This window comes from Gordonia malaquae, assembly GCF_037148075.1.
Lineage (GTDB): Bacteria > Actinomycetota > Actinomycetes > Mycobacteriales > Mycobacteriaceae > Gordonia > Gordonia malaquae.
The window spans coordinates 453,361-472,550 of sequence record NZ_JBBCUB010000003.1 but is presented as its reverse complement, the minus strand read 5'-3'; the positions used below and the strand labels follow the sequence as shown (position 1 = coordinate 472,550).

Sequence of the window (19,190 nt, the reverse complement as noted above, 5' to 3'; positions counted from 1 at the left end):
GGGGGATCGGGATGCGTACGTGGACCGAGCGGGTCTTTCTGTTGGGGTTGATCGCTGTGCTCATCGCCGGCTGCAGTTCACCGGAGGAATCCGACACGGAGTCCACGTCACCGCTTCCGAACAGCGTGTGCGCCGACGGTCGTCCAGATTCCAATCCGCCGTCGGCCTTCGACACCGAGCTCAAAGCACGGTGGACCCTGTCGGTGGACGACGCCGTCCCGGGCGCGCGGTGGGACCCGGAGCAGTTCATGCCGGCTCACATGTGCGGAACTGTCGTCGCGATGGCGATTCGTGGAGTCCCGAAGAACGACACCACCCATCGCCGTTTCGTCGACGGCGAGGCGACTCTCGTCGGGGTCGATGCGACATCTGGTGAGGTCAAGTGGACTCGGCCGCTGTTGCGCGGCGCCGTGTGCGCCCGAGAACCCGTCCGCGGCGAGGCTGTCTGCATAGTCGACCGCCGCTCCACCAACGACACGTACTGCGCCTACGTCGGACTCGAGGAAGACCGTCCGCTCAGCCCCTGCGACGAGGGAGTGGCTCCTGGAGTCGGCGGGCGGACTGGTGTCTCAATCCAGTACGTGCGGCTCGACAGCGGGCATACGCGAACGGAGGAACCGCAGGGAGTCGACGCCGCAACCGTCGATCGGAACACGCTCGTCACCGCGTCCTCGGTCGACAAGAACACCATCGTCGTGCAGCGCCGCGCCACACCGTACTCGCACGGATGGGAATCGACGGTGGCGCGGCGGCCTCAGAAGCGCGAGGTGGCGGCGGACGGCATCCACCTTCTCCCTGTCGCAGGAGCTAGGGGATTCTTGTCGGCGTGGGGCGACTCCGACATGGTGGGCGCAGTTCTCGACGCCGAGACCGGACGACGTGTGGTCGACGCATCCAATACCGGCCCCTACCTCGCCGCCACGGCCCTTCCCCACCGGCAGGTGGCCGTGTACGACGCGAACACGACCGCGGTCCACGACTCCGACGGTCGGAAGATTCGAGAGCTGCCCCGGACAATGGTCAGCGGACTGCCCAGAAGCTCCATGCGTTCCACGGTGTCCGCCGCACCGCCCACATTCGTCTACCGAGGCGTCACCGGTCGTGACGGCACCCATGACGAAGCGTTCGACCTGGAAACAGGCGATCGCCTGCCCGCCGTCCCGATGACGATGAGTGCCTACCCGAGCACCTCGCCGTCGCAGCCCGGAACCGCGGTCGGAGGCGTTCTCGTGTTCGTCAACACCTCGGGGCACGAGCGAACCGGACTCACGTACAACTACTACGGTGCCATGGACGTGCGATCCGGACAGGTGTTGTGGACGGCCAAGGGCAAGTTTCCGACAGGTGAAGTCGCCAACGACGGAGACAGCACCATTCTGCTGCGCGCATCCTCAGAGAAGCAGGACACCCTGCGTGCATTCGACGTCCGACGCGGTGTGGTTCGCTGGGAGACACGTCTCGACCCGTTTGAGGGATACAGCGACGGAGTGGCCATCGGCAACGACACTCTCACCCGCATGACCGCTCAGTAGCCGCGTCCGACCTCGATTTGTGAGATCAGGCCGTCCCCCGCGGCGAAGCGTCGGAGGTTCTCGGCCAGAAACGGCGCCATCTCGGTTGTCAGACGCCCGGCCGGGTTCGCGACGTGCGGCGTGATCACCACGTTGTCCAAGCTGAACAGCGGATCGTCGAGCGACGGCGGTTCCGGGTCTGTGACGTCGAGGCCCGCGCCTGCGATCACGCCGCCGACCAGCGCCCGGTGCAGCGCTTCCTGGTCGATCAACGGCCCGCGGGCGACGTTCACCACCCACGAATGGGGCTTGAGGAGGGCAAGAGTCCGGTCGTTGATCACGTGTCGCGTCTCCGCGGTGTCGGGTGCCGCCAACACCACGTGGTCGGCGAGCGTCAACGCCTCATCGGTCTTCGATGCAGGCAGCGTGAGGTCGGCCCCGTCGACTTGTCGGCCCGATCTGTTGACGGCGATCACCGAGGCCCCGCACGCAGCCAGCATCGGAGTGAGCGCGCGGCCGATCCCGCCCGCACCGAGGATCACGACCGTCGCACCGCGCAGCGTGCGCACGGCGGGATCGACGGTGTCCTTCGCCCAGCGGCTCCGCGCAGATGCGACTACCTGGCGCGTTCCCGCAAGCAGGAGCGCAAGCGCGTGTTCGGCGCATCCCTGTGCGTAGAAACCGGACGCATTGGTCCACACGCGACGATCGTCGAGCACGCCTGCGTCGACGAACCGTTCGATGCCGGCGGTACTGAGTGCGACCCACTCGACGGAGTCCGGCAGTTCGGGAAAGCCGTCTGGCCCTCCCAGCCACACCAGGATCTGAGCGTGGTCCAGCGGGACGAGTTCCGCTCCCGCGTCGCGGACCGCTCCCACTAGGTGAGGGTCGTGTTCCGGTTCGACGGCGACGCGCAATGAGCTCATGCGTTCATCTGTATCACTCCTCTTCACATCGATGAGCGCCCGGAGCAGGTGGGATCACGCTCAACTCGGCGACGGCGTCGTCGACCGTCCAAAGACGAACACCGATCAACTCCAGATCGGCGAGTCGTTCCGGCGTAGTCTGCGACGTCGCGTCAACGACTAGAACGGTCCGGTAGTCACGTTCCGAAGCGTCGAACAGCGTCGCGCGCGGACAGTTCGGGAGATTGCACCCGGCCACGACGACGGTGTCGATCCCCAGGTCGCGAAGCCTGCGGTCCAGCGGCGTCCGGTGAAACGCCGACCAGCGCGGTTTGTACATCACCGACTCGTCGGGGGCGATCTGCTGGATTTCGCCGCTCCGCAGCAGATTCCAATCGAGCGTCAGATCGTGAGGCAGCAGCGCGGCAGGGATGTCCGCGCCCGTCGTCCCGGGCTGGACGACCGCGTCGCCCGACTCTATCGCCGCTCGTCGCACGAGGTCGACATCCGATTCCCCCGCCCGGTATGACCGGACCACGTGCACGATCGGCCTGCCCACTTCTCGGAACGAAGTCGCGAGGCGAGCGAGTCCTGGAATTCGATCAGCCGTCCCTGCGACCGCACTCGGCCCGCTTGCGAAGTCGTTCTGGACATCGATGATCAGCAGGGCGGAGGTCGCCCAATCGGGATCGAGATACATACCCCGATCATGGCTCATGTCAGGAGGGCAGAGGAACGTTCTGCAGCCGCAGTTGCCCGCGGGCGAGAGTCTTGCCCGTCGCCTCATCCGCCACTTCGACGAGCCACAGTTGCTGGGTCCGGCCCTGTTGGATCGGCTCGGCGGTCACCGTCGCGCGACCTCCCGTCGACGGGCGGAGGAAGTCGGTGGCGTTGTGGACGCCTACGGCGAACTGACCACGGTCGGCGACGGCGGCGCTCGCACCGATACTGCCCGCGCTTTCGACGAAGGTGGCGTACACGCCGCCATGCACCACTCCCCACGGCGTGTGGTGACGTTCGTCGAGATCGACGTATCCCTCCACACGAGTTCCCGTCACCAGCGTCGGTATCAGACCCGCGGTACGGAGGAACTCGCTCGCACCGTCGAGGCCGACGTCTGGCATCGCATTGTCAGTCATTGGGTTCTCCTTCACATCTGACTTCTGATTACGAAGCTAGATCGAGAGAACTCTGACTGTCAATAGCGAAGTCAGCTAGGCTGGACAGATGAAGTGGCTCGACATCGACCCGGGGAACTGCTCAGTGCAGCGGACCCTCGACGTGATCGGTGACCGGTGGAGCGTCCTCGTCCTCCGCGAGGTGTTCAACGGTGTGCGACGCTTCGATCAGATCAAGTCACACACCGGCATCTCCGACTCCGTGCTCTCCGACCGCCTCCGACGTCTCGTCGACAACGACGTTCTCCACGCAGTCGAGTACCAGGAGACAGGTGCGCGGCGACGCAAGGAGTACCGACTGACGCCGGCCGGATTCGACCTTCAACCGGTCCTGCTCTCGCTGCTGAGTTGGGGCGACGCGCATCGCGCCGATCCGACAGGACCAGCGCTGACCATGGTCCACGACGACTGTGGTGCGCCCGTCACGCTTGAACTGCGGTGCGCAGCAGGTCATCAGATCGAGAACCGGCGTGACATTCACGCCGAACCGGGACCCGGCGCCCGCATCCACGAGTGATGGGTCATCGGAGCCGGGGCGCCGGCCCCAACAGTCGAACTGTGACTGGCGGAAGATCCGGACACTGCAGATAGACGGTTCGCGGATGAATGTGGAACTCGGCGGTGCTGACCGACGTGACGCCGAACCTGTCCGATGCCGCCGCGATCGCATTCAGCCAGGTCAGCGGATCGGGCACCACAACGGGCTCACCATCGAACGCACCCCACAGATCATGCGGGACGGTCCCCGACCCTTCGCTCAGAACCGGTGTCGAGTCCGCGCACAGCTCGGCCAATGCCACCGACTCCCGGTCGGCTAGACGATGACGGGCGTTCACCAGGACAACCCGACGCTCCGACTCCTCCACGAGCAGCGTCGTGTGCGCCGGCACCGGCACGTCGGGCGACGGAATCCGGATCAGGGCACGGTCGACTCTGCCGTGGACCAGTTCACCGACCGGATCCACCGCATGCCGCAGTTCGTACGACGGCCCCGCGTCGAGCGCCCGTTCGAGTTTCGGCGTCAGACCACCCCACGCGTATCCGATGGTCAGAGGGCCGTCCGAACCGCCGGTCCCGAACAATTCGTCGTACCCGTCGACGATCCGCCCTATCCCGACCAAGAGTTCGGCTGCGCCCGGCACGAGTCGAGCACCCGTCGACCGGCGGTCGAACAGCGGCGCCCCGAGGGCCCGTTCCACGTCGGCCACGGCACGGCTGACCGTCGGCTGCGACACCCCGAGGGCTCGTGCGGCCGCCGAGATTCCACCCGCGCGGGCCACGGTCACGACGTACCGCAGCCTCTCGATTTCAGCCATACGTCAACTGTATGGGTATTGCGATCGTGGCACTCCCGACATCCCACACCACGGGCCTACCGTCTCACCGGTGACCACATCTCTGCGGCTCGGCGGCGAACCCACACTCCTCGTACTTCTCTGGTCGAGCGGTGCCGTCGCGATCGGCATCGGACTCGACGGCATGTCACCCCAGTTGTTCCTGACCGTCCGAGCCATCGGCGCCGCCGCCTGCGCCTGGGCCATCGTGCTCGCTGCCCGGTCTGCGCTTCCGACCGGCCGAGACCTGGCGATCGTCGTCGGCGCAGGACTCCTCCTGCAGGTGACCTACCAGGGCGCCTACTTCCTCGCGATCGCCCATCACATCAGCGCCGGGATGATCTCGCTGATCATGTCCGCGCAGCCACTGCTCACCGTCGTGGCCGCGGGTGCCTTATCGCGCCGGACGGCCACCGGCGCGGCTCTGGGAGTGGTCGGCGTCGGGGTCGCCGTGATCGCCGACACCTCGAGCACCGGCGCCTCCGTCGTGGCGTTCGCCTTCGCAGCGGTTGCACTGCTCGCGATCACCGCCGGCACACTCGTGCAGGCCAAGGTCACGTCGACGACGGGCTGGTCGTGCGTTGCCGTTCAATCGACAGTCAGCGCAACGGTGTTCGGCAGCGTCGTCGCGGCCGTCGGTCCGGGCGAGGTCCACCTGACTGCGTCGTCGGTGGTGGCCGCCGCGTGGGTGACGATTGTGGTCAGCGTGATCGCCACGGCACTCCTCTACCGGATCACACGCGAGCGCGGCGCCGTAGTGGTCAGCGGCCTGTTCCTCGTGGTTCCGTCGTGCGCCGCGGGTCTCGACTACCTCCTGACCGGCGCCACCGTGCCGCCCCTGGCGATCGCCGGCGGTGCGGTCGCCGTCATCGGGCTCGTGATGCTGCAGCAGCCGGTCCGTCGATCGCGCCCATCGATCAGACGCGGTCGAGGTCGACGTCTCGTGTCTCCTTCATGACGATCAACGCGATGAGTGTCGCGACGCCCGCGATCGCGAGGTAGACGCCCACCCACCCGACCCCGAAGTCGGCGACGAGCCACGTAGCGATGAACGGTGCGATCGCGGCGCCGATGATCGACGCAAAGTTGTACGAGATGCCGCTGCCCGTATAGCGCACGTTGGTCGCGAACAACTCTGGCAGGACAGCGCTCATCGGGCCGAACGTGAACCCCATCAGCGTGAGGCCGACGATGAGGACCGCGAGCATCGACCCCTGCGTGACGTGCGCGGGATCGAGGATCCATTGGAATGACAGACCGTAGACGATGATCAGCACCGTCGCGATGATCAGGACGAGTCGGCGGCCGAAACGGTCCGCGAGCTGCCCGGAGACCGCGACGAACACAGCGAAGAACACAACGGCGATCAGCTGCATCTGCAGGAAGTCGATGTAGGAGATGCCGAGTTTCACGCCCGACTTGTCGACCACCTTGCCGGTTCCGTACGACACGACCCAGGTGGTGACCAGGTAGAACAGCGTGTACGTGGCGACCATGACGAACGTGCCGATGATCAACGGACGCCACGCGGTGCGGACCACTTCGCCCAGCGGGGCCTTGACCTTCTTACCCTCTTCGACGGCCTTCGCGAACACCGGCGTCTCCGTCAGCTTCAGTCGGACGTAGAGGCCGAGGATCACCATGAACGCCGACAGCAGGAAGGGGATGCGCCAACCCCACGTCATGAACGGGTGGTCCGCCCCGGAGGTCTTGGAGTCGTAGTCCATCACCGACATGATCACCAGGAAGGTGCCGTTGGCCAGAAAGAACCCGAACGGCGCACCGAGCTGGGGCCACATCGCCGCCCATGCGCGTTTCCCCTTCTCCGCGGTCTCCGTCGCGAGAAGCGCCGCACCCGACCACTCACCGCCGAGTCCGAGACCCTGCGCGAACCGCATCAGTGCCAGCAACGCGGGCGCCAGGTAGCCCGCCTGATCGAAGGTAGGCAGCACGCCGATGAGGAACGTCGCGACGCCCATCGTGACAAGCGACCCGACAAGCGTCGCCTTGCGTCCCACCCGGTCCCCGAAGTGCCCGAACAGGATCGAACCGATCGGACGGGCAGCGAACGCAAGACCAAAAGTCGCGAACGACGCGAGGAGTGCCGCAGTGTCGTCGCCCTTGGGGAAGAACAACGTCGGGAAGACCAGGACTGCCGCGGTCGCGTAGATGTAGAAGTCGAAGAACTCGATGGTGGTGCCGACCATCGACGCGATGATGATTCGCCTGCGATTCATTCCGTTGACAATAACGTCAACTGTTCGGCCGACAGGCGCAACCCGCCGACTCGGGCCCGAACGCCGTCAGTCGCAGTATCCGCAGTGCCCGGTGGCTGGCAATGCGGTGAAGCAGGTCGGACACAGGCGAGGCTTGGGCACTTCCTTGTCCGCAGCCTTGGCGGCCTTGGGTTTGGCGGCAGCGCGCGGTTTCGGTTCCGCCTTCGCTCGGGGTTCGGCCTTCGCCTTGGGAGCGGCCTTGGCCTTGGCCGTCTTGCGCGGCGCCTGCGCTCGAGCGGCGACGGCCCGGCGCTCGGCGACGCGCGGCGCGAGGATCGGACGTGCGCCGGGCGGCATCGCGGCTCCCGCGAACACGTAGCAGTCGAACCGTGCGACGGCGGCGTCGCGATCCGGATCTTCCGGCTTCTCCCGGCCCGCCACCTCGACGACGTGCAGGTAGGCGTCGCCGACACTCTCGTCCAGGCGGACGCAGAGCGACGCCAGGAGCGGTTCGCCCTCGCCCCGCAGGCGGGTCACCGCAGCAAGGAGATCGTTGATCCACAGACGGACGGGACGACCGGCACGGATGCCGGTCTCGCTCTGCACCTTCGACGCGACCTCCGCCTGCGTGATGAGGGAGCCGAAGACCTTCGCCGTCTCGATCAGGAGGTCCCTCGCGACGGGAGCCCACTCGGCGAGCGCCTCGGTGAACGGAATGGGCAGTTCACCGGGCTCGCGAAATGCGGTGGTGGCGGAGTCGTCGTCGGAGTGCACCCAATGAAAATATTCTGGTTGCGCGACGGTAGTCGAATCGCGAGGTCAAGGTGTGACGGACGACCCGTTCCCAAGTCGTGACCAGACCGCGCTTGTTACTGAAGTGACAAATGTAGTTCAGTGGGATTATTGTGACGAAACTTCTGCGTACCCACTTTCGCACGGCCACTCTCGGCGCGGTCGGCATAGGCGCCGCCATGGCGTTGAGTGCTCCCGCGCCCGCTTCGGCGCTGCCGACGCTGCCCGACCTGTCGTCGCTGTCGAACTCGTCGGCAGGCCTCCCGTCCATCCTCGAGATGCTTCCGGGACTCCTCGACCGGGCCCCTATCCCGAAGCCGGACGGGCGCACCCACTGCACGAAGGTCGTGCAGATCGGCGACTCGACTTCCGTCTCCGCGGACTCCGCGACCGCGCTCCCCAGCGCGGACGACACCGCCACCGCGCAGTACGGCAGGGTCGGCGTCGGTTCGGTGACGGTCGACGCGCTGTCGGGCCGGGCGATCGTCGGCGGCCCCGGAGTAGACGCCGAACATGCTGTGACCTCGCGTTCTGCCGCCGCGGGCGACGCGTGCTGGGTGATCGCGATGGGCGTCAACGACGCAGGCGCGATCAACGGCGGAAGTTCTGTCGGTGCAGACGAGCGCATCGACCGCGTCATGAAGCAGTTGACCGGGCGGGCCGTGCTGTGGCCGACTATCGCGTCGTCCAACCCGTCGAACCCAGCGTTCGGCGCGTCGTCGATGACGGCGTTCAACGACGCCCTCCGCCGTGCGACCACCCGCTACCCCAACCTGGCCGTCTACGACTGGGCCGCCACGGCTCGCCCGGAGATGTTCACCGACGGCATCCACTACACGCCGGCTGCCTACGCGGACCGCAATCGCCGGTTCGCCGATGCGCTGGCGGTCGCCTATCCGACGGGCGGCGGCGCGACGCCGACCAGGCCCTGGATCGCCGGCTGAGACACCTAAGTGTCGTGTGTTGAAAGTTCCTAGACGGTTGGTGGTGCTCCGCTGTGCAGCTGGCAAGGCGGAGGAGGGAGGGATACCGGCAGGTATCGCGACCGACGACAACGCCGCCAGGTGCGCAGCGGGGCGCCGCCAACCATTAAGGAACTTTCAACACGCGACACTAGAGCGGACAGGTGATGTTCGGGTCCCGCTCCCCACGCACGGCCTGACGGAGACCTTGCTCCACTGCGTCCGCGTACAGCCGCAGGCCGGGGCCCACCGGGTGGACACCGTCAGCGCCGAGGTCGCCGGGGTTGGCCGCAGCGATCGAGCACCACGGCGCAAGGAACACGTTCGGCTTGCGTTTGACGTACCGGAGCACCTGGTTCGCCGCCTGCGGAATGCCGTCGACGGGTCCGAAGGGGACGACAAGCACCACTTTTCGGTCCGGGCCGAGCATGCGCATGATGCGGTTGAGCTGGCCGGGGAACGCCTGACCGTTCGTTCCGAAACCGAGGACGACGAACTCGCGCATCTTGTCATTGGCCAGCAGATCGGCGAGCACACCTTCGCCGCCGGAATAGTGCCGCGACACCTCGGCGTCGATGTAGATGCCCGGTAGACGCCGCCGCAGCGCTTGCGACGACGCGAGCATCACCGAGTCGCCGACCGCGGTGACCTCGGGCCCGGTCGGGAGCTCACGCGACGGTTTCGGCGGTAGCACGACGGCGGGCGCCTCGTTGGCCTGCCGCTGGATCTCGGCCAAATCGTCGAGTTGCTGTTCCAGAGCCGACTTCGACGGGCTCGATCCGAGTGCCGATCCGGCGAGCATCACGACGGCCAGGACCGCTGCGACACCCGCGAGCGGCGCGACTCGTCGAGCACTGGCGCCGACGGCGGTCAGCACACCTCGGAAGCCGAGGCGGCGGAACGGCGTCTCGATCCAGCGGTACGAGAGTTCGGACAGCCCGACGCTGACCGCGGCCGCGATCACCCCGATCATCCACCCGGGCGCCGTGTGGGTCGCGTCGATTCCACTGCCGTTGATCAGTTCACGCGTGAAGATGAACGCCGGCCAGTGCCACAGGTAGAGGCTGAAGGAACGTGCGCCGAACCACCGCAGTGCGCGGTTGCTCAATATCGTGGGGATCGGCCCCTCCTCGCGGACCGCGTTGTGCACGAGGATCGTCGTCAGCAGACAGGCCACCAACAGCCCGCCTCGGTACGTGGCAGATGCCGTGTCTGGGAGGACGAACAGCATCACGATGAGACCGACGAAGGCGACCGGCGCAGCGATCAGTCCGAGCCACTTCGCGACGACTGGGCTGCGCCGAAGCGGCCAGGAGTCGACGGCGTCGGACGCGGGGGCGGTGATGACCAGGGCGAGCGCGGCACCGGCGAGCAGCCCGAACAGGTGTGTGTCGGTCCCGAAGTACACCCGACTCGGGTCGGCGGCCGGATCGTGCAGCAGGGCCATCGCGGCCGCTGAGGCGAGGCCGAGGACGGTGGCGATCACCGCCGCGACGAGCAGCCGACGCCGGACGTCCAGCTTGCGTGTGAGCGCCATGACGCCGAGGAACATCAGCGGCCAGATCACGTAGAACTGCTCTTCGATCGCCAACGACCAGTAGTGCATGAAGATGCGCGGTGTGGTCTCGGCGAAGTAGCTCTGCGACTGCGCGATCTGCACCCAGTTGTTCACGAACAGCAGTGAGCTGAAGAACTGCTCCTTCAGTTTCACCGCGACGTCGCCGCCGATGAGTCCGGCGACCGCACTCGAGACCACCAGTACGGCGACGGATGCGGGCAGAATCCGGCGCGCTCGACGCGTCCAGAACCCGTCGAGCGACACCCGTCCGCCTGCACCGAACTCGCGGACGAGGAGGGACGTGATCAGGAAGCCGGAGAGGACGAAGAAGATGTCGACGCCGAGGTATCCGCCGCGCATCGCATCGCCGAACAGGTGATAAACGACGACGGAGAGCACCGCGATGCCGCGCAGACCGTCCAGCGCCGGTGCCCGACGGATTCCACCGGGCTTGGGCTGCGGCTGCGGCGCGGGCTCCGGATCAGCCTCTTGCTCCGCCTTGGTCTCTGGTTCCGACGCGGCGGCTTCCGGCTCCACGACCGGTTCCACAACCGAGACAGTGAGGTCGACGGCCTCCTCGACAACCGGCTCGGCGGGCTCGATGACGGGCTCCGGTGCAGGCGGGGCGTCTGGCAGAGACTCTTCGACAACGTTGACGACGTCATCTGCTTCAGGCAGCGCGACGTCCACGGTCTCTTCGACGAGCCGCGGTTTACGGATGGCGACAGTGTGGACGCGTGGGCGCTCCGTGATCGTTCCCGTCATCGGATGCACTCCTGCCGCGCCTGTTTGTCGACGGCGTCAACGCAGAGCACGCGGCCCAGCATAACGGAGCAGATCGACCACAACCGATCGGACGACAGGTGTTCGTCATCCGTTCGATGCACGTCACAGTGAGGGTGCTCGGGAGCGGCCGTGGACGAGTCCGGTTCGTCGCGGCTGCTAGAATCACAAGCTGCGAACCCGGCACCTGCCAGGGGAAACGCGGCGTCCACCTCGACTGCGGGGTCGGAGCAGGAACGGGAGACGACGATGGCGAATCCGGCGGTGAGCGGGGCCGGGAAGTCGGAGTCGTCCGGAAAAGCCGCAGCCCCCGCCTATCGCACCGACCTCGACGGACTCCGCGGTATCGCCATCGCACTCGTCGCCTGCTTCCACGTGTGGTTCGGTCGGGTGTCCGGCGGCGTCGACGTGTTCCTCACCCTGTCCGGGTACTTCTTCATCGGATCGCTCGTCCGGCACACCATCCACAGCCAATCGAGTTTGATCGGTTTCGGCGAGACGATCAGCCCATGGCCGCGACTCAAGCGGCTGCTGCGGCGACTGCTGCCGGCGCTCTACACAGTCCTCATCGTGGTCGCGCTGCTGACGATCGCCGTCATCGCGCAGACCCGCTGGCTGAACGTCGGGCGCGAAGTGATCGCAAGCGCGCTGTACTTCCAGAACTATCACCTGGCGAAGAACTCGCAGGACTACCTGGCCGCGAGTTCAGCCAACAGCCCGCTGCAGCACCTGTGGTCGATGTCGATGCAGGGGCAGTTCTTCGTCGGCGCCTTACTGATCCTGCTGACCGTTGCGGGCATCATCAAGATCCTCGGTTCACGTTTTGAGGTGTTCACCCGCGCAGCGGTGGTCCGGGCGATCTTCGCCGTGTTCGTCGGTGCGGTGGCGGCCGCATCGTTCGCCTGGGCGCAGCACCGGCTGCACATCGATCAGCCGTACAACTACTACGACACCCTGTCGCGACTGTGGGAACCGCTGGTCGGCGGCCTCCTCGCGATATGGATGCCGACCTGGCGGGTGTCCACCCGGATCCGCAGCGCCGTGACCGTCGCCGCCCTGATCGTCATCGCCACCTGCGGGTGGTGGATCGACGGCGTCGCCGAGTATCCCGCCGCGCTGGCTTGGGTCCCGGTCGGTGCGACGCTGCTCATCATCTGGTCGGGCCAGGTCTCCCCCGGTCAAGACCGACCCGCGGGGAACGGCCTGCTCGCGAGTCACCGCGCCGTCTGGCTGGGTGGACTGTCGTACTCGCTGTATCTGATCCACTGGCCGCTGCTGATCTTCTACTTGACGTGGCATGGAACGGACCACGCGACGTTCGTCGAGGGCACCGCCATCCTCGCCGTCTCCCTCGGTCTCGCTTGGCTGATGAAGCGCTACGTGGAAGATCCCATGCGGGGCGGCGGACGATCGTCCATCACACATGTGCGGTGGCCGTCGCATCCGCGCGTCACCTACCCGGCGATCCTCACGGCGATCCTGGTCGCGGCCTCTGCTGGCACCGCGGGCGCGATCACCGCGTGGGACCGCCACATCGCAGGTGTCCACGTCGACACCGCCAACCTCGATCCGGCCCTCTACCCGGGAGCGCGAGCACTCCTCGACGGCGTTCCGGTACCCGCCGTCGACCCGCAGCCGACACCACTGGCCGCCGCGGCCGACCTGCCGCAGACGTTCTTCGACGGCGTGATGGTCGAGATGGACGTGACCGCTCCCGGTGTCGGCGTCTACGGCGACGTGAACGGTTCGAAGACGATCGCCCTGGTGGGCGGCTCGCACACCGAGATGTGGCTGGGTGCTGTCAATCCCATCGCCAAGGCCAACGGCGTCAAGATCGTCACGTACGTCAAACGCGGCTGCCCGATCACCGTCGACGAGAACCCCGCCTACCTCGAACGTGTGCCGTACCCCGAGTGTTACGAGTGGAACCTCGCGGTGATGGACGATCTCCTCAGGACCAAGCCGGACGCCGTCATCACGAACTCGACCCGCCCCGCAGAGTCCGGCCCGGGCGATTTTCTCCCTCAGGGCTACATCACAGCGTTCCAGGAGCTGACGTCCGCGGGCATCCCGGTGATCGGCATCCGCGACACACCATGGCCGCACAATGATCAAGGGCCAATCGACACGCCCAACTGCCTGTCCGGCGGCGGCACCGCCACCTCGTGCGGAACCGATCGGGCGAGCGCACTGAGCCCAGTCGATCCGGCCCGCGCGCTCGCCGCGCGCGATCCGCTGTTCCACGCCCTCGACTTGTCCGACGGCGTCTGCACCGCGGACTTCTGCCCGGCGATCGTCGGCAACATCATGGTGTACCGCGATCCACATCATCTGACGCAGACGTACGTGCGGACACTGATCCCCGAACTCGAACGTCAACTCGCCGAAGCCCTCCCCTGGATAGCACCGCCGCCCGCCCAGTGACTCCGGGCACCTGGAGGAGACGCACCCCGCCTTGGACTCCCGGGGATCACGAAACTCACGACCTGGCACGAAAGTAACACCGGGGCGCGATTCGTACACCGCCCTTATGTGACTTTTGCGGCGGAAGCCGGTTCCCTGATCGTCTCCGGATCTGTGCCGTCCCAGCATTCGACTCCGGTGAGTCCGGGGATGTCGTCGCGGTGGAACACCGGGTCCAGGCCGCGCGACCGCTGTTCCGAGTAATTGCGCAGCAGCAGCACCGCGACGCCGCCGATCGCGAAGAGGCCGACGATGTTCACCGTCGCCATCACCGACGAGAACAGGTCCGCGAGGTTCCAGACCAGGGACACCTTGGCGATCGCACCGAAGAAGACGAACCCGACCACGATCAGTCGGAACACGTTGAGCACCCACCGGCGCCGCGTGAAGAACGCGATGTTCGTCTCGCCGTAGTAGTAATTGCCGATCACGGAGCTGAATGCGAGGAAGAACAGGATCACCGCCAGGAGCGGGCCCGCCCAGGATCCGATGTGCTGCGCGAGCGCCGTCTGCGTCAGCTGCACACCTTCGAGGTCGCTTCCGTAGTCCGGGTTGGACAGCAGAATGATGAACGCCGTGGCCGAGCAGACGATCAGGGTGTCGAAGTAGACGCCGAGAGTCTGCACGAGACCTTGCTTCACCGGGTGGGACACGGCCGCGGTCGCGGCGGCGTTCGGTGTCGATCCCATGCCCGCTTCGTTGGAGAACAGTCCACGACGCATGCCCTGCATGATCGCCGCCCACACCCCGCCGCCGACGAATTCGCGCCACCCGAAGGCCGACTCGACGATGTCGCGGACCACACCGGGAAGCTGCGTCAGGTTGGTCAGCACCACCAGCAGTGCGAGCCCGACGTACAGCACCGCCATCGCCGGAACCAGCACCTGGGAGACACCGGAGATGCGGTGGACTCCGCCGAAGATCACCGCCGCCGTCAGAACGGCCAGTACGCCTCCGATCACGTACGGGAGCCACTCGCCGTCGACGTCGACAGCAAGATCGACCGCCGACGTGATCGAGTTGGACTGCACCGCGTTGAACACGAATCCGTAGGTGAACGTGATCGCCATGGCGAACACGAACGCCATGGCGATTCCGACCTTCCGGTTCTTGATCCCTCGGCTCAGGTAGTAGGCGGGACCGCCGCGATAGTCGGCGCCGTCGCGGACCTTGTAGAGCTGCCCCAGAGTCGATTCGACGAAGGCGGTCGCGCCGCCGATGATCGCGAGCATCCACATCCAGAACACCGCGCCCGGTCCACCGATCGTGAGCGCCACGGCGACACCTGCGACATTGCCGGTGCCCACGCGGGACGCCGCAGAGATGCAGAACGCGCGGAACGCCGAGATCTGAGCCGCCCCCGACTCCGCTTTGGGCGGCTGCTCCTTGATCGCCCGCGCCATCTCGGGCGCCATCCGGATCTGGACCAGCAGCGTCCGCGTCCCCCACCAGAGACCCGCTCCGACCAAGAGAACAATGAGCACGTAGCCGTAGTGGTCGTTGAACCACACAACGGCATTGTCGAGAGAGTCCATTGGCGGGAGTCTATCCACGATCGCCCGCGGGCACCGGGCGTCACCTGTTCGGCGGCATGTCGGCGGACTACGCGTCCACAGCGTCCGACGACTCCCACCGGACGGACGAGTGGCGCCGATTGGCGCGGTGGCGGCCCTTCAAGTAGCCTCGCCGTGTCCTTACCGTATCCGAAACGTTACCTACCGCTGAATGGACAGACTGTGTCTCGACACCGCGCGACTGCTGAAAACACCATGACCCTCGCCGACCTCGGCATCACCTCGCGGACCCGTGAGGCGGGCCGCCACCGGGTGGCCCAGTCAAGCCGGACCAAGGTGCCAGTACGTATCGGCGCCGTCGTCGCCTTCGCCGGTGCGATCGGCCTGGCCGGTGCGACCGCCAGTGAAGCCGCTGCCAAGCCTTCGTCGCCGATCACGCTCCCGAAGGGAGTTGAACTGCCGAAGAACCTGCAGGTGCCCGAGAATCTGCCGAAGGACCTCGACAACGCGCTCCGCAACTTGTTGCCGACCGCGCCCGGCCAGGGGAGTGCCGTCAAGCCGGTCAGCGGCACGGTCACATCGACCTACGGCTCGCGCTGGGGCACCCACCACAACGGCGTCGACATCGCCAACAAGACCGGCACCCCGGTGTACGCCGTGACCGACGGGGTGGTCCTCGAAGCAGGCCCGGCCTCCGGCTACGGCCAGTGGATTCGGGTCCGACAGGACGACGGCACCACGGCGATCTTCGGTCACGTCGAGCAGATCTTCGTGCACGCGGGCGAGAAGGTGAAGGCGGGCGACAAGATCGGCACCGTCGGCAGCCGAGGCAATTCCACCGGCCCGCACCTGCACTACGAAGTCCACAACTCCGCAGGAACCCCGATCAACCCGCAGACGTGGTTGAAGAAGCGCGGCGTCCAGCCCTGATCTGACGGTGCCGGTCGACCCGACACCTTGTTCGCACCGCCGCACGCGAGAACCGCCGTGGGAGTGCTCGCTCCCGACCTGGCACCTCGAACTCGGTCACGAGCTCACGCAGCCGACAGGCTGCCAACTGTCCTGCAGCCGTAGGTAGCAGCAAGTGCACACCACTCATCCGAACGAGACCAAGTAGCTCCTGGCTCGAACACTCGACGCGGCTCGGCATCGGCCCGGTCGGGGCCTTGGGCACGCCACCCGCGAACGGCATCGCCTGCCGGACGGCGCCGAACCTCGATTCGACGACACCTTGCTCATACACATCGACTGACCAGCCCACCTGCCGCCACGCCAGGATGAGGCCGAGGAGCTCCGGCACGCTCCACAGCAGCACGAACCACGCGGCGAGGAGCGGCGGATAGATCCACCACGGCGGTACTCCTCCGGGCGCCATGGTGCGAAGAAGCCATGTCATGACCACAGCGGTCACCACCGCCGCGACGACGAGCAGCGCCCAGCGCACGGTCCGCTTCCGCACGGTGTGAACGGAATTCTCGGCGTGCAACACCAAGTCGCCGTATCGGGTGGAGAAATCGTCTCGTCCGTCTGGCACGACGCCGGTCATGACGTGAACTCCCATGTCGAGTCCTCACGAAGGAACGGTGACCCAGGGCCCGGCTTGATCGGCCCGCTCTCGCCGCCGATGCGGACGCCGTCGATTTTCCACCCGGCACGCCACACGTCGTCGTGCGTCTGGGTGAGGAACACGACCGTGTCGGCGTGCGCGACGTCGCGGAATGCGTACACCTGCCAGCACGAATTCGGCGTGAATCTGTCTTGGTGCGACCCTTCGATGATGTCCGCCAACTGCGCGCTGTGCATTTCGCCGTCAGCGCCGCGGTATTCGACGAGAATCGTCTGTCCGCCGTCGGCGTTGAGGACGACACGTGCGGTGCGCGGAGTCCGGTCAAGCGCAGGCAGCGGGCCGCGGGTCGCACGGTGCAGATACACGAACGTGGGGATCGTCAGCAGGACGCTGACCAGCCCGATTGCGATGACGATCCACATCAGGGTCGGCGCCCAGCCTTGGATTGTCGCGAGCACGATGAGTGCCACGAACCCGCCGCAACCGCTGAGTACGACGACGAGAATCGCCCAGTCGTGCCGGATGAGGAACGACGCATCCGGTCCCGATCCGACGAACAGACGGTGCATGATTCGATCAACCAACCGCCCGTTCTCCTGTTCCATCACGATCCACCAACCGCGTCCGGGCCGAACAGGGCGTCGGTCGGCAGCGCTTCGGGGTCGTCACGCTTGCCCGACGAACATCCGACCAGCCGGATACAACGGTCGTCTTCTGCTCCATACTGATCCACGACTGACATTCAGGCCATGTTGATACTGCGGAGTTGTTCGCGACATCCCATTCAGGGACGCCGAGGCGGTCGCACCGGGGGCGTCGAACGAGACTCGGAGACCTCAGCACTCGCCATGAACCGTCGCGGTGACATGCCGTACGTCTTCGAGAACGCGCGACTGAACGCCGAGAGATGGGCGTACCCCGCCTCACGCGCCGCCGTCGCCGGTGGGACACCCCGGATCAGCACCTCTCGGGCGTATGTCATCCTGGCTTCCCGTCGCCACACGACGAAGTCGAGCCCGGTCGCCGCCCGAACGGTCGCGTTCACATCCTTCGGGGGAAGCGAGAGACGCCGCCCCAACTCCTGGGTGCTCATCTGCCGCCGAGGTGATCGCGCCAGTTCGGCGAGAACCGCCGTCACGTCACTCTGTCGGGTACCGGTCTCTGTTGGCAGCGCCTGCGGAACCGACGGTTCGACGGTCCTGCTGGCCACCAGGTCGAACAGTGCACTGTCGAGCACGATTCGAGGACGCAACGTCGTGTAGACCGACACCACTCCGTGAAGAAGAACGGGAAAGTCATCGGCGGAGAACCTGTGGGCCGCGATCATGTCCACGGTCATCGACGGACCGACGGGCGGCCGGAAGCCGAGTGGAAGGACCAGCGACTCCGGATCCGCGCACACGAGGTTCGGTGTGCCCGCAGGCAGCACGATCGCATCACCGCAGTTCAAACTCCACGTCCGATGCCCGATCGTCACTGCGGCAGTTCCTGAGACCACCCAGATCGCGACATGTGAACCGTTCACACGCGACCACGTCCTTGTGCCGGGCACAGCGATGCAGTCCAGATCGTCGAGAATCGGCATCGACTCGGACTCAGACGGTGTCGGGTCGAGTTGCTCCGTCCCACGCATGGCCCGGAGTTCACTGGGTTTCTGCCCAAATACTCTGCGGAAAGCGCGCGAGTACGCTGTTGCGTCGGCGAACCCCACGCGCGAGGCGATCCACCCGATCGAACGCCCCTGGTCGAGGAGTCGAACCGACTCCAGCAGCCGCGCCTGAAGCAGCCACCGCGAGTACCCGGCCCCGGTCTCGGCCACGAAGCGACGCTGAATCGTACGCACACTCATTCCGTGCGTTCTTGCGAGTTCATCCAGCCGAACGGGCCGGTCGAGGGATTGTTCGACGGCGCGGGTCAGTCGAGTCAGTTCCTCCGAGGCCGGACTCGACGGAGGCTCGGCCCACGCGACGACAGACGGCGCAGTGCGATGGCGCCCACTCGGGTGGCGATCATCCGACCGCAGAAACCCCAGATTCAGCGCGAACAGGTACAGCAGATACGTCGACTGATGATCGGCCACGGTCAGCATTCGCACCGTTGGCACACCGGCGTCAAGCCAGATGGGTACCGCGACCGTTCCGCGCACCGTGCCGACTCCGACCGTGAGACCAGCGGGCACAGCCAGTGCCTTGCGTTCAGTCACTTCGTGCACAGAGCCGTCGACGTCCACTGTCGCGATGCCGGAGTGCACCCACAGCAGGAGGGCCCTCCGCGTGACCGCCGGGTCCATACTCGCTCCGGCGACGCCGTCGGCTGAATCGGTCATGCCGAGCGAGCCTCGTAGTCGGCTAACAATCTGTCACTTTCAGTCAGACATCCGTACTTTGGGCAGCCTAACCTGGTTCTG

General features: G+C 66.3%; 18 protein-coding genes. 6 read left to right on the top strand and 12 right to left on the bottom strand.

Annotated elements, in window-relative coordinates; all coding sequences use genetic code 11:
* Window positions 1-11: 11 nt before the first annotated feature.
* The gene (locus tag WFK36_RS14240; RefSeq protein WP_336792462.1) at window positions 12-1,532 is read left to right on the top strand and encodes a hypothetical protein; all 1,521 of its coding nucleotides are present in this window, start codon (window positions 12-14) and stop codon (window positions 1,530-1,532) included.
* On the opposite strand, the gene WFK36_RS14235 is transcribed toward WFK36_RS14240, so the two are convergent.
* From WFK36_RS14235 to WFK36_RS14225, 3 genes are read right to left on the bottom strand one after another with little or no spacing between them, the layout of a single operon-like run.
* Entirely contained in the window at window positions 1,526-2,437 is a 912-nt protein-coding gene (locus WFK36_RS14235; protein WP_336792460.1) for a D-isomer specific 2-hydroxyacid dehydrogenase family protein, read from the bottom strand. The two genes, WFK36_RS14240 and WFK36_RS14235, sit on opposite strands and share 7 nt — an antisense overlap.
* A 13-nt stretch (window positions 2,438-2,450) precedes the next feature.
* On the bottom strand, window positions 2,451-3,116 hold the full coding sequence (locus WFK36_RS14230; protein WP_336792458.1) for a cysteine hydrolase family protein: 666 nt from the start codon (window positions 3,114-3,116) through the stop codon (window positions 2,451-2,453).
* 19 nt (window positions 3,117-3,135) lie between these two features.
* Complete coding sequence (locus tag WFK36_RS14225; RefSeq protein ID WP_336792456.1) at window positions 3,136-3,555, bottom strand: PaaI family thioesterase; 420 nt, start codon at window positions 3,553-3,555, stop codon at window positions 3,136-3,138.
* Window positions 3,556-3,643: 88 nt separating this feature from the next.
* Between WFK36_RS14225 and WFK36_RS14220 the strand changes: the two genes are divergently transcribed.
* Window positions 3,644-4,111, top strand: a complete 468-nt coding sequence (locus WFK36_RS14220) for a winged helix-turn-helix transcriptional regulator (RefSeq protein WP_336792454.1) — start codon at window positions 3,644-3,646, stop codon at window positions 4,109-4,111.
* 4 nt (window positions 4,112-4,115) lie between these two features.
* Here the strand turns inward: WFK36_RS14220 and WFK36_RS14215 are convergent, their stop codons facing one another.
* Window positions 4,116-4,910, bottom strand: coding sequence for a LysR family transcriptional regulator (locus WFK36_RS14215; protein ID WP_336792452.1), 795 nt, complete (start codon window positions 4,908-4,910; stop codon window positions 4,116-4,118).
* Between the two features lie 70 nt (window positions 4,911-4,980).
* Between WFK36_RS14215 and WFK36_RS14210 the strand changes: the two genes are divergently transcribed.
* Window positions 4,981-5,886 carry a DMT family transporter gene (locus WFK36_RS14210; RefSeq protein WP_336792450.1) on the top strand — a complete coding sequence of 302 codons (906 nt, stop codon included), beginning with the start codon at window positions 4,981-4,983 and terminating at the stop codon, window positions 5,884-5,886.
* Here the strand turns inward: WFK36_RS14210 and WFK36_RS14205 are convergent.
* Window positions 5,846-7,165: an MFS transporter gene (locus WFK36_RS14205; RefSeq protein ID WP_336792448.1), complete on the bottom strand. Its 1,320-nt coding sequence runs from the start codon at window positions 7,163-7,165 to the stop codon at window positions 5,846-5,848. The two genes, WFK36_RS14210 and WFK36_RS14205, sit on opposite strands and share 41 nt — an antisense overlap.
* A 66-nt stretch (window positions 7,166-7,231) precedes the next feature.
* Entirely contained in the window at window positions 7,232-7,918 is a 687-nt protein-coding gene (locus WFK36_RS14200; RefSeq protein WP_336792447.1) for a hypothetical protein, read from the bottom strand.
* A gap of 131 nt (window positions 7,919-8,049) precedes the next feature.
* On the opposite strand from WFK36_RS14200, the gene WFK36_RS14195 reads away from it, so the two are divergent.
* Window positions 8,050-8,880, top strand: a complete 831-nt coding sequence (locus WFK36_RS14195; protein WP_336792446.1) for an SGNH/GDSL hydrolase family protein — start codon at window positions 8,050-8,052, stop codon at window positions 8,878-8,880.
* Window positions 8,881-9,049: 169 nt separating this feature from the next.
* Here the strand turns inward: WFK36_RS14195 and WFK36_RS14190 are convergent, their stop codons facing one another.
* Window positions 9,050-11,221: an acyltransferase family protein gene (locus WFK36_RS14190; protein WP_336792444.1), complete on the bottom strand. Its 2,172-nt coding sequence runs from the start codon at window positions 11,219-11,221 to the stop codon at window positions 9,050-9,052.
* Window positions 11,222-11,488: 267 nt separating this feature from the next.
* On the opposite strand from WFK36_RS14190, the gene WFK36_RS14185 reads away from it, so the two are divergent.
* The gene (locus WFK36_RS14185) at window positions 11,489-13,663 is read left to right on the top strand and encodes an acyltransferase family protein (RefSeq protein ID WP_336792442.1); all 2,175 of its coding nucleotides are present in this window, start codon (window positions 11,489-11,491) and stop codon (window positions 13,661-13,663) included.
* Window positions 13,664-13,767: 104 nt separating this feature from the next.
* Here the strand turns inward: WFK36_RS14185 and WFK36_RS14180 are convergent, their stop codons facing one another.
* On the bottom strand, window positions 13,768-15,237 hold the full coding sequence (locus WFK36_RS14180; protein ID WP_336792440.1) for an alanine/glycine:cation symporter family protein: 1,470 nt from the start codon (window positions 15,235-15,237) through the stop codon (window positions 13,768-13,770).
* A gap of 234 nt (window positions 15,238-15,471) precedes the next feature.
* Between WFK36_RS14180 and WFK36_RS14175 the strand changes: the two genes are divergently transcribed.
* Window positions 15,472-16,146, top strand: a complete 675-nt coding sequence (locus WFK36_RS14175; protein ID WP_336792438.1) for a M23 family metallopeptidase — start codon at window positions 15,472-15,474, stop codon at window positions 16,144-16,146.
* Here the strand turns inward: WFK36_RS14175 and WFK36_RS14170 are convergent.
* Genes WFK36_RS14170 through WFK36_RS14155 form a run of 4 tightly spaced genes read right to left on the bottom strand, consistent with a single transcriptional unit; the run spans window position 16,103 to window position 19,109 of the window.
* A complete protein-coding gene (locus WFK36_RS14170) occupies window positions 16,103-16,777 on the bottom strand; it encodes a hypothetical protein (RefSeq protein ID WP_336792436.1) in 675 nt (224 codons plus the stop codon). The genes WFK36_RS14175 and WFK36_RS14170 overlap by 44 nt on opposite strands.
* Window positions 16,759-17,388: a hypothetical protein gene (locus WFK36_RS14165; RefSeq protein ID WP_336792435.1), complete on the bottom strand. Its 630-nt coding sequence runs from the start codon at window positions 17,386-17,388 to the stop codon at window positions 16,759-16,761. Before WFK36_RS14165 ends, WFK36_RS14170 begins: the two co-directional genes overlap by 19 nt.
* Window positions 17,388-17,525, bottom strand: a complete 138-nt coding sequence (locus WFK36_RS14160) for a hypothetical protein (RefSeq protein ID WP_336792433.1) — start codon at window positions 17,523-17,525, stop codon at window positions 17,388-17,390. The genes WFK36_RS14165 and WFK36_RS14160 overlap by 1 nt, the downstream gene beginning before the upstream one ends.
* A 42-nt stretch (window positions 17,526-17,567) precedes the next feature.
* On the bottom strand, window positions 17,568-19,109 hold the full coding sequence (locus WFK36_RS14155; RefSeq protein WP_336792431.1) for a helix-turn-helix domain-containing protein: 1,542 nt from the start codon (window positions 19,107-19,109) through the stop codon (window positions 17,568-17,570).
* Window positions 19,110-19,190 lie beyond the last annotated feature (81 nt).